General features: G+C 67.1%; 11 protein-coding genes. 5 read left to right on the top strand and 6 right to left on the bottom strand.

Annotated elements, in window-relative coordinates; translation table 11 throughout:
- From P409_RS15920 to P409_RS15910, 3 genes are all read left to right on the top strand, one after another.
- On the top strand, window positions 1-402 hold a 402-nt coding region (locus tag P409_RS15920), incomplete at its 5' end, for an ELM1/GtrOC1 family putative glycosyltransferase (protein ID WP_034839010.1).
- 287 nt (window positions 403-689) lie between these two features.
- On the top strand, window positions 690-1709 hold the full coding sequence (trxB, locus tag P409_RS15915; protein ID WP_052120731.1) for a thioredoxin-disulfide reductase: 1020 nt from the start codon (window positions 690-692) through the stop codon (window positions 1707-1709).
- Between the two features lie 240 nt (window positions 1710-1949).
- Window positions 1950-2840 (top strand): LysR family transcriptional regulator, encoded by an 891-nt coding sequence (locus tag P409_RS15910; RefSeq protein WP_034839005.1) that lies wholly within the window; start codon window positions 1950-1952, stop codon window positions 2838-2840.
- Between the two features lie 626 nt (window positions 2841-3466).
- On the opposite strand, the gene msrP is transcribed toward P409_RS15910, so the two are convergent.
- Both msrP and P409_RS15900 read right to left on the bottom strand, forming a co-directional pair.
- On the bottom strand, window positions 3467-4438 hold the full coding sequence (msrP, locus tag P409_RS15905; RefSeq protein WP_034839001.1) for a protein-methionine-sulfoxide reductase catalytic subunit MsrP: 972 nt from the start codon (window positions 4436-4438) through the stop codon (window positions 3467-3469).
- Between the two features lie 150 nt (window positions 4439-4588).
- Window positions 4589-5791 carry a pyridoxal phosphate-dependent aminotransferase gene (locus tag P409_RS15900; RefSeq protein ID WP_034838996.1) on the bottom strand — a complete coding sequence of 401 codons (1203 nt, stop codon included), beginning with the start codon at window positions 5789-5791 and terminating at the stop codon, window positions 4589-4591.
- Window positions 5792-5953: 162 nt separating this feature from the next.
- Here P409_RS15900 and P409_RS15895 point away from each other — a divergent pair, with 162 nt between their 5' ends.
- Together P409_RS15895 and P409_RS37130 are read left to right on the top strand one after the other, a co-directional pair.
- Window positions 5954-6142, top strand: coding sequence for a CopG family transcriptional regulator (locus P409_RS15895; RefSeq protein WP_034839020.1), 189 nt, complete (start codon window positions 5954-5956; stop codon window positions 6140-6142).
- Window positions 6133-6399, top strand: coding sequence for a type II toxin-antitoxin system RelE/ParE family toxin (locus tag P409_RS37130; protein WP_081991541.1), 267 nt, complete (start codon window positions 6133-6135; stop codon window positions 6397-6399). Before P409_RS15895 ends, P409_RS37130 begins: the two co-directional genes overlap by 10 nt.
- Window positions 6400-6411: 12 nt before the next feature.
- Here the strand turns inward: P409_RS37130 and P409_RS15890 are convergent, their stop codons facing one another.
- The 4 genes from P409_RS15890 to P409_RS15875 all read right to left on the bottom strand — a co-directional run.
- Window positions 6412-7254 carry a carbohydrate ABC transporter permease gene (locus P409_RS15890; protein ID WP_034838992.1) on the bottom strand — a complete coding sequence of 281 codons (843 nt, stop codon included), beginning with the start codon at window positions 7252-7254 and terminating at the stop codon, window positions 6412-6414.
- 3 nt (window positions 7255-7257) lie between these two features.
- On the bottom strand, window positions 7258-8220 hold the full coding sequence (locus P409_RS15885; RefSeq protein WP_081991540.1) for a carbohydrate ABC transporter permease: 963 nt from the start codon (window positions 8218-8220) through the stop codon (window positions 7258-7260).
- Window positions 8221-8352: 132 nt separating this feature from the next.
- Entirely contained in the window at window positions 8353-9615 is a 1263-nt protein-coding gene (locus P409_RS15880; RefSeq protein WP_034838989.1) for an ABC transporter substrate-binding protein, read from the bottom strand.
- Between the two features lie 71 nt (window positions 9616-9686).
- Window positions 9687-10228: N-acetylmuramic acid 6-phosphate etherase (locus tag P409_RS15875; RefSeq protein WP_034838985.1), on the bottom strand; the 542-nt coding region annotated here is incomplete at its 5' end.

The raw sequence follows: 10228 nt of genomic DNA, 5'->3' as shown, positions 1-10228 counted from the left end.
CTGGCGCGCGGCGGCACCGGGCTGATGGTCACCACCAGCCGGCGCACGCCGGCGGGCGAGGCCGCGGCGCTGCGCCGGGCGCTGGAGGGTCTGCCGGCCTGGATCTGGGACGGCACGGGCCCGAATCCCTATTTCGGCTTCCTGGCCCTGGCCGATGTCGTGATCGTCACCAATGACAGCATCAACATGACGTCGGAGGCGGCGACCACCGGCAAACCGGTGCATGTGGTCGAATGGGCTGAGCTGGCGCCGAAGCACCGCCGCTTCCACGACGCTCTGGCGGCCGAGGGCATCACCCGCCCCTTCGCCGGCCGGCTGGAGCAATGGAGCTATCCGCCGCTGGACGACACCGCCCGGGCGGCGGCGCGGGTACGGGCGCTGTTCGAAGCGCCTCCGCACTGACACCTGCCTCTCTCGCAAGCAGGACCTTCTCAGAATTCCATCACCGTCATTGCGAGCGCAGCGAAGCAATCCAGGGGCCGGTGCGCACCGGCCCCTGGATTGCTTCGTCGGCTTCGCCTCCTCGCAATGACGCTGAGGGGGCATTGCGAAATGGCCTCGCCTGCGGGACAGGCTACGCGATACCGCCCGATTGCCTGCTCTTGCACCCCAGTCCCGCGTCGCCTTGCCCCGGCCGCCGCCGGTGGTTATCTATCGGTGACAGTTCCCTTCCAGCGGATTGTCGCCCCATGCCGGCCACCCATCGCACCAAAGTCCTGATCATCGGTTCCGGCCCGGCCGGCTATACCGCCGCGATCTATGCCGCGCGCGCCAATCTGGAGCCGATCCTGGTGCAGGGGCTGCAGCCCGGCGGGCAGCTGACCATCACCACCGATGTCGAGAACTATCCCGGCTTCGCCGACGTGATCCAGGGCCCCTGGCTGATGGAGCAGATGGAGGCCCAGGCCCGCCACTGCGGCACGCGGCTGGAGTTCGACCTGATCACCCAGGTCGACTTCTCGCGCCGGCCCTTCGTCTGCACCGCCGATTCCGGCACGGTCTACGAGGCCGATTCGGTGATCATCGCCACCGGCGCCCAGGCGCGCTGGATGGGCCTGCCGAGCGAGCAGCAGTTCCAGGGCCGCGGCGTCTCCGCCTGCGCCACCTGCGACGGCTTCTTCTTCCGCGGCAAGGAGGTCGCGGTGATCGGCGGTGGCAACTCCGCGGTCGAGGAGGCGCTGTACCTGACCAACCACGCCACCAAGGTGACGCTGGTGCATCGCCGCGACCAGCTGCGGGCCGAGCGCATCCTGCAGGACCGGCTGTTCGCCCATCCCAAGATCGAGGTGGTGTGGAACCATACGGTCGAGGAGATCGTCGGCGGCGGCATGCCGGAGGCGGTGACCGGCGCCCGGCTGCGCGACACCAGGACCGGGGCCGAGCGCGTGCTGCCGGCCGACGGCGTCTTCGTCGCCATCGGCCATGATCCGGCCACCGCGGTGTTCAAGGGCCATGTCCGGATGGATGCCGACGGCTACATCATCACCGCGCCGGATTCGACCGCGACCGACATCCCCGGCGTGTTCGCCGCCGGCGACGTCAAGGACCGGGTCTACCGCCAGGCGGTGACCGCGGCCGGCATGGGCTGCATGGCGGCGCTGGAGGCCGAGCGCTTCCTGTCGGAGCATGCCGGCACCGGCCATCTGGCGCGCATCGCCGACCGCGAGGCGCAGCCGGCTGCTGCGGCCGAGGTCGCCGCGGCGGGCTGACCCGCCCGTCCGGGTGGGCGCCGCTCCGATTCGTAAGAGCGATGACCATAGGGGGGCCATCCCCCCTATCGATCGAATCCAGATGAAATATTGTTCCCGTTCGGTCCAAGCTTTGCTTGCATCGGGTCGGGGGTGCCCGTCATAGTGTATATAGTGTGATTCGCAGGCGCGACGCCGAGCGCTGGTATATCGACCATCCCGCCCTTGTCGCCCGCGCAAGAAACGAACGGGTGCCGGAGAATGGACTGGGACAAGCTGCGCGTTTTCCACGCCGTCGCTGACGCGGGCAGCTTTACCCATGCGGGCGAGAAGCTGAACCTCAGCCAGTCGGCGGTCAGCCGCCAGATCAGCGCCCTGGAGGAAAGCCTCAAGGTCCCGCTGTTCCACCGCCATGCCCGCGGCCTGATCCTGACCGAGCAGGGCGAGCTGCTGTTCCGCACGGCGCGCGAGGTCTTCGCCAAGCTGTCGATGACCGAGGCGCAGCTGAGCGAGAGCAAGGACCACGCCCGCGGCCCGCTGAAGATCACCACCACCGTCGCCTTCGGCTCGACCTGGCTGACGCCGCGGGTGCGCGAGTTCCTGACCGCCTTCCCGGACATCGACCTGACCGTCCTGATCGATGACGAGGAGCTGGACCTGGGCATGCGCGAGGCCGATGTGGCGATCCGCATGACGCCGCCGCGCCAGCCCGACCTGATCCAGCGCCACCTGATGACGGTGAAGATCCACATCTTCGGGTCGGTCGACTACCTGAAGCGCAACGGCATCCCGCAGACTCTCGACGATCTGAACAAGCATTCGATCATCATCTATGGCGAGGATGCGCGCGGGCCGATCGCCGACATCAACTGGCTGGCCCATGTCGGCAGCCCGCCGCCGGGCGGCCGCAAGATCGCGCTGCGGGTGAACAACCAGTACGCCATCTACCGCGCCGTCCGCAGCGGCTTGGGTTTGGCCGCCCTGCCCGACTTCATGGTCGACCCGACCCTGAACGTGGTGCGGGTGCTGCCCGAGGTGACCGGCCCGACCACCGAGGCCTATTTCGTCTATGCCGAGGAGCTGCGCCACTCCAAGCGCATCGCGGTGTTCCGCGACTTCCTCGTCCGCAAGGTGGCCGAGAGCAAGTTCTGACACTCCGGCTATCCTGAGCCAGAGCCGACTCCATCACCGTCATGGCGAGCCCCGAAGGGGTGTGGCCATCCAGCGGCACCGCCCTCTGGATGGCCACGTCGGCTTCGCCTCCTCGCCATGACGGCTTGGGTAAGGCGTGATCGGAGTCTCCGCCGGCGTGCCGGAAACCGGCATCGCGCGGGCGCATCACCCCGTCCATAGGCCTTCGAGCCCTCATTTCCAGGCCTTGAATCTGAGAAAAAGACGGCAAATGTCTGAAATCTGTGCAAAAGCACCTGGAAAAGTGGCGGATTTCCTAAGGTCTGCATGCCTGACAGCGAGCTATGCAATGCGCGCATAAAAGCAATGGCAGAAACTGGTTACCAATCGGCCACAGAATGCCTATCTTAAGAGCGTTCGTGCTGCAGCGCAGCAGAACAAGGGTCCGGCACTGCCGGCTCCTTGCGTCTCCCAGACGTGAAGCCTCCCTGTTTGACTCGGGCCGGAACGCGTTTCCGGCCCTTTTTTTGTGCAGATTCCTGGCCTGCCGGACCGGGGCATGAGCCCGCCGCATGAAGCCGCCGAAAACGGCGCGGCGAAAGGGGGGACGTCCCCCCTCCCCCGAGCCCTGCGTCACCAGCCGCCGATCAGGTGTAGAGCCGCTCGCCCTCCAGCCCCTTGTAGAGGTCGGCGACATATTCGCCGTAGCCGTTGTAGAGCAGCGTCGGCACCCGCTCGCCGGTGCCCAGCACCCGCTCCATCGCCTGGCTCCAGCGCGGATGCGGCACCTGCGGGTTCACATTGGCCCAGAAGCCGTACTCGCTGCTCTGCAGCTGCTCCCAGAAGCTCACTGGCCGCTCGTCGGTGAAGGCGATGCGGATGATGCTCTTGATCGACTTGAAGCCGTATTTCCACGGCGTTACCAGCCGCAGCGGGGCGCCGTTCTGGCGTGGCACCGGCTTGCCGTAGAGGCCGGTGACCATGAAGGCCAGCTCGTTCGTCGCCTCGGCCATGGTCAGGCCCTCGACATAGGGCCAGGGATAGAAGACCTGGCTGAAGCCTGGCGCCTCGTCATTCTGGAATGTTTGCATGCGTACATATTTCGCCGAGGCCAGCGGCTTGGCGTAATCGACCAGCGCCTTCAGCGGGAATCCGGTCCAGGGCACCGCCATCGACCAGGCTTCGACGCAGCGGTGGCGGTACAGCCGCTCCTCCAGCGGCATGGCGCGGATCAGGGTATCGATGTCGACCTCCCGCTCCTGCTCGACCATGCCCTCGAACTTGACGGTCCAGGGGCGGATCTTCAGCTCCTGCGCCGCCTCCCAGATGTCCTTGTCGGAGCCGTATTCGTAGAAGTTGTTGTAGGTGGTGACGTCCTGCTCGGGCGTCAGCGGCCGATCCAGCGTGTAGCGGTCGTTGCGCTTGGCCGGGTACAGGCCGGCGGTCGGGTCGGGATCGGCGGCTCGGGCGGGACGGAACTCCAGCGCCGCGCCGGCGCCGGCCAGCAGCCCGGCGCCGAGGCCCATCGCCTGCAGCAGGCTGCGGCGGTTCACATACACCGATTCCGGCGTCGCCCGGCTTTCGGGGATCCGCCACCCCGGATTGCGCTTGATCAGCATCGGCCTGTCCTCCTTGACCCGAACCATCCGACCGCAGGGCGGTCTCACCTGTAGTTCGCGGCAGGACAGGCCGACGTTACCGCGCATCGACGACGCGGGCCAGCGGGCGCCGGGACGCAGCCCGGCGCCGGTCCTCTCAGACGCGCGGCCTCAGCGCAGCGCGGCGCAGGCGCGCTGGATGCGCTCGCCGGCATCCTGCAGCGCCTCGGTGGCCGTCGCGTAGGAGATGCGGAAGAACGGGGCCAGGCCGAAGGCCGAGCCCTGCACCACCGCCACGCCCTCGGATTCCAGCAGATAGGTGACAAAATCCTCGTCGGTCTCGATCACCTTGCCGTCCGGCGTCTTCTTGCCCAGCGTCCCCGCGCAGGACGGGAACACGTAGAAGGCGCCCTCCGGCCGCGGGCAGGTCAGCCCGGCCGACTGGTTCAGCATCGACACGATCAGGTCGCGGCGCTGCTGGAACACCACGTTGTTGCGCGGGATGAAGTCCTGCGGGCCATTCAGCGCCTCGACCGCCGCGGCCTGGCTGATCGAGGAGGGGTTGGAGGTCGACTGGCTCTGCACCTTGGCGATGGCCTTGATCAGGTCCGGCCGGCCGGCGGCGTAGCCGATGCGCCAGCCGGTCATGCAATAGGCCTTGGACACGCCGTTCAGCGTCAGGGTGCGGTCGTACAGCTTCGGCTCGACCTGGGCCGGGGTGACGAATTTGAAGTCGTCATAGACCAGGTGCTCATACATGTCGTCGGTCAGGACATGCACATGCGGGTGGCGCAGCAGCACGTCGGTCAGCGCCTTCATCTCGGCGAAGCTGTAGGCGGCGCCGGTCGGGTTCGACGGCGAGTTCAGGATCAGCCACTTGGTCTTCGGCGTGATCGCGGCCTCGAGGTCGGACGGCTGCAGCTTGAAGCTGCGCTCCGCCGGGCAGACCACCGGCACCGGCGTGCCGCCGCACAGCAGCACCATGTCGGGGTAGCTGACCCAGTATGGCGCCGGGATGATCACCTCGTCGCCCGGGTCCAGCGTGGCCAGCAGGGCGTTGTACAGCACCTGCTTGCCGCCGGTGCCGACGGTGACCTGGCTGGTCTCGTATTTCAGGCCGTTCTCGCGCAGGAACTTGGCGGCGATGGCCTTCTTCAGCTCCGGCGTGCCGTCGACAGCGGTGTACTTGGTCTTGCCGCCCTGGATCGCGGCGATCGCCGCCTGCTTGATGTTGTCGGGCGTGTCGAAATCCGGCTCGCCGGCGCCGAGGCCGATGACGTCGCGGCCGGCGGCCTTCAGCTCGGCCGCCTTGGTGGTGACGGCGATGGTCGGGGACGGCTTGACGCGGGCGAGCGAGGCGGCGAGGAAGGCCATGGGTCCGGATCCCGGGAAAGTTGGAAGCGGGGGACGGTAGACCCGGCCGAGGCCCAGCGACAAGCCGCGAGCGTTGCGAAAATTCGGGAGCCCGCCCGCGCCGGGCGCGGAGGGCGGCCCGGAGGCAAGCCACTGGCTGTCACTGCCGGCGTGGCTTATATTATGGACATGGTGAAGCCCGTTTCTCAGCAACAGCCTCAAGACGATCCGGAGACAGCCGCCTTGCGTGCCGCCGTCGCCGAGGCGATCGCGGATGTCGAGGCCGGCCGCATGGTTCCCCATGAGGACGTGCGGCGGTGGCTGCTGTCGTGGGGCACGGACAGCGAGCTGCCGCCCCCTGAATGCAAGTAAGCTGGACGCGATCCGCGCTGCTGGATCTTGATCGCATCCGCTTGTACATCGCCGAATTCAACCCTTGGGCCGGGAACCGGGTCGCGGTGCAGCTTCTGGCTGCGGCAGACAGCCTGGAACATCTGCCTCGTCGCGGCCGTCCCGGCCGACTGGCCGGGACGCGCGAGCTTGTTTCTGTTCAGCCCTTCGTGATCGTTTACAGGATCACGACCGTGGTCGAGATCCTGCGCATCTGGCATGGAGCACAAGATCGCTAGCCATGTCCGCCCCTACCCCTTCACCGCCCCCTGGGTCAGGCCGGCGATCAGCTGGCGGGAGAAGAAGGCGTAGAGGATCAAGACCGGGATGATGGCCAGCGTCAGCGAGGCCAGCACCGCGTTCCAATCGGTGACGTACTGTCCGACGAATTGCTGCACGCCCAAGGTGATGGTGCGGGTGCCGTCACCCGGCGCCAGGATCAGCGGGAACCACAGGTCGTTCCAGATCGGCACCATGGTGAACACCGCCACCGTCGCCAGCGCCGGCCGCACCAGCGGCAGGATGATGCGGAAGAAGATGCGGTATTCGCCGACGCCGTCGCAGCGCGCGGAATCCTTCAGCTCCTTCGGGATCTGGCGCATGAACTCCGACAGGATGAAGATCGACAGCGGCAGCCCCATCGCGGTGTAGACCAGGATCAGCGCCGCCAGGGTGTTGATCAGGTCGAGCGAGACCACGAGGCGCAGGATCGACACGGTGCCGAGGCGGATCGGGATCATGATGCCGATCGCCAGGTACAGCGCCAGCACGGCGTTGCCCTTGAAGCTGTATTCCGACAGCGCCCAGGCGGCCATGGCGCCGAGGAACACCACCAGGAACAGCGTCACGAGCGTCACGGTCAGGCTGTTGCCGAAGTAGAGACCGAAATCGGACCGGGTCAGCACCGTGTCGAAGCCGATCAGGCTGAAGGTGTCCGACCCGGGCGGCGCCAGCGGCTGGCTGAAGATCGCCTTGCGCGACTTGAAGGCGTTGAACAGCACCAGAACGATCGGGAACAGCGCGATCACGGTGTAGACCAGCAGGATCGCATGCACGGCCACGGCCGAGATGGGGGAGGAGCGGTTGGCGGCCATGGGTCAGAGCTCGTAGCGCTGCAGGCGGCGCTGGACCAGGTAGAAATAGGTCATGACGCCGGCCAGGATGATCAGGAACATGATGGTTGCCACCGCCGCGCCCATGGTGGGGTCGCCCAACTGCAACTGGAAGCCGAAGAAGGTGCGGTAGAAGAAGGTGCCGAGGATGTCGGTCGCGAAGTTCGGCCCGGCCAGCGCCCCCTGGGAGACGTAGATCAGGTCGAAGGCGTTGAAGTTGCCGACGAAGGTCAGGATCGTGACCATGCCGATGGTCGGCCAGATCAGCGGCAGCTTGATGCGCCAGAAGATCTTCATCTGGCTGGCGCCGTCCACCCGCGCCGCCTCGGTCAGGCTCTCCGGGATGTTCAGGAGCGCGGCATAGGTCAGGAGCAGCGGCATGCCGACCCATTGCCACACCGAGACCAGGGCCAGGGTGAACAGGGCCGACCCCTCCTGCCCCAGCCAGGGCGCGAACAGCGAGCCGAGGCCGACGGTGCCGAGCATCGACTTGGCGACGCCCCAGGTCGGCGACAGGATCAGCTTCCAGATGAAGCCGATGATCACCACCGACAGCAGCGTCGGGGTGAACATCAAGGTGCGGTAGGTGTTGGTGAAGCGCAGATTGGGCAGGGACAGCAGCGCCGCCAGCCCGATCGCGATCGGGTTCTGCACCAGCATGTGCACGGCGAAGAACAGGACATTGTTGCCCAGCGCGTTCCAGAAGCGGTCGGCCCATTGCGGGTCGAAGAACAGCGCCGCGTAGTTGGCCAGCCCGGCGAAATGCTCCGCCCCCGCCTCGTCCCGCGTGAACAGGCTGAGCCGCAGGCTGTCGAGCAGCGGGTAGATCATAAACACGGTGTAGATCAGTGTCGCCGGCGCCAGGAAGACGACGACGTGCCAGGGGAAGCGCCCCTTGCGGCCCGCGATCTGCGAGCGGGGGATGACGACGGCTTGGGTGCTGGCCATGGTGCTTACACTCTTCTCGTCATCCCCGCGAAAGCGGGGATCTCATCGAGGTCTCGAAGAGATCCCGGGTCTGCGGCGCAGCACTCCGTGCTGCACCGCGCCCGGGATGACGTCAGGGTTTAAAGGATCGCGTTACTTCGCCGGCTTGTACCAGGAGTCGAGCCCCTTCTGGATGCTGTCCGCCGCCTGCTGCGCCGTCATGGTGCCGTTCAGCACCTGGGCGGAGACGTTCCACAGCTCGTTCTCCAGGTTCGGCGTGCCGCGCGACAGGATCTGGTACGAGTTGCGGATCGAGGATTCGCAGCTCTTGCGCCAGCTCAGGAACTCCGCCGCCACCGGGTCCTTGACCGTGACCGGGTGGTTCGACAGCGAGTAGAAGCCCGGCAGCGCGTTCGAGTAGATGTCGGCGAATTCCGGCGACGCCACCCATTCCAGGAACGCCTTGGCGGCCTCCGGATTCTTGGTCTTGGTGTTCATGCCGAGCGCGATGTCGGTGTGGTCGCTGATGTAGCACTTGTCACCCGCCTTCTCGACCGGCGGCGGGAAGGCGCCCATCTTGAAGTCGGCCTGGGCGTTGAAGGCGGCGATGTCCCAGGATCCGGCCGGGTAGATCGCGGCGCGGCCCAGCGTGAACAGGTTCTGGCTGTCCGGATACGCCTGAGCCTCATAGCCGTCCGGCAGGTAAGGCTTCCATTTCGCCAGCTCCTCGAAGGCCTGGACATAGGGCTTGTCGGTGAACTTCTCCTTGCCTGCGATCAGCGCCTTGCGGCCTTCCTCGCCCTTCCACAGGTTCGGACCGATGTTCTGGAAGCCCATGGTCGCGGCCTCCCACTGGTCCTTGGTGCCGATGTCGAGCGGCGCCACCTCGCCCTTGGCCTTGATCTTGTCGAGCAGGGCGAAGAACTCGGCCTCGGTCTTCGGCGGGGTCAGGCCCTCGGCGTCGAAAACATCCTTGTTGTAGAGGAAGCCGTGGATCACCGACGCCATCGGCACGCAGAACAGCGTCTTGCCGTCATCGGTGATCCAGGCGCTCTTGGCCACGTCGGAGAAGGTGTCCATGCCCTTCAGGTCGTTGACCGGGGCCAGGTAGCCCTTCTGGAACAGCGCCAGCGAGGCGTCGAACGGCCGGCAGCTGATCAGGTCGCCCGCGGTGCCGCCCTCGAGCTTGGCGTTGAGGGCCGCATTGTACTCGGTCGGGGTCGACGGCGAGAACACCACCTTGATGCCCGGATGGCTCTTCTCGAAGGCCGGGATGATGGTGTCCTGCCAGATCTTCAGGTCGTCGTTGCGCCAGCTCTCGATCGTCAGCGTGGCATCGGCGGCCATGGCGGTGGTGGACAGGACGGCGAGCGCCGCCCCGGCCAGGAACGCGCCCCGCAGGAACGAATGGGACATGTGCAACTGCCTCCTCTGTTCGGCGTTTCGCCGTGTGCACGGGCGGCGGCCCCCCGCCGCCCGGTGTCTCTTTACGAACCTTGCTTTGCGGCCAGGGCCCGGCGCAGGTCGCCATCGGCCGCGTCCAGGCGCCGCCGCCCCTCCTCGGCGCTGTCGCCCATCGCCACCAGGGCCGCCAGCTTGACGTTCTGCCCCGCCGCCTCCAGCGCAGACCGGGCCGTCGCCTCGTCCACCGGCACGATGCTGCGCAGCATGCGCACCGAGCGGACGTTCAGCTTGGCATTGGTCGGCTGCATGTCGACCATCAGCCCGTCATAGACATGGCCGAGCCGGGTCATCACCAGCGTCGAGAACAGGTTCAGCGCCACCTTCTGCGCCGTGCCGGCCTTGAGCCGGGTGGAGCCGGCGACTGGCTCCTCCCCCGTCGCCAGCAGCACGGCATGGGCGGCATCGCCGAAGATCGGCGCGCCGGGGTTGGAGGCGACGGCGATGGTCAGGGCGCCGGCGCGGCCGGCCTCCTGCAGCACCGCGCGGGTGTAGGGGGTGCCGCCGCTGGCGGCGACGCCGATCACCACGTCGTCGGGGCCCAGACGCAGCGCCGCGGCCTCGGACC

Source organism: Inquilinus limosus MP06, assembly GCF_000767795.1.
GTDB classification, from domain to species: Bacteria; Pseudomonadota; Alphaproteobacteria; order DSM-16000; family Inquilinaceae; genus Inquilinus; species Inquilinus limosus_E.
This window is presented reverse-complemented; position numbering and strand designations above follow the sequence as displayed.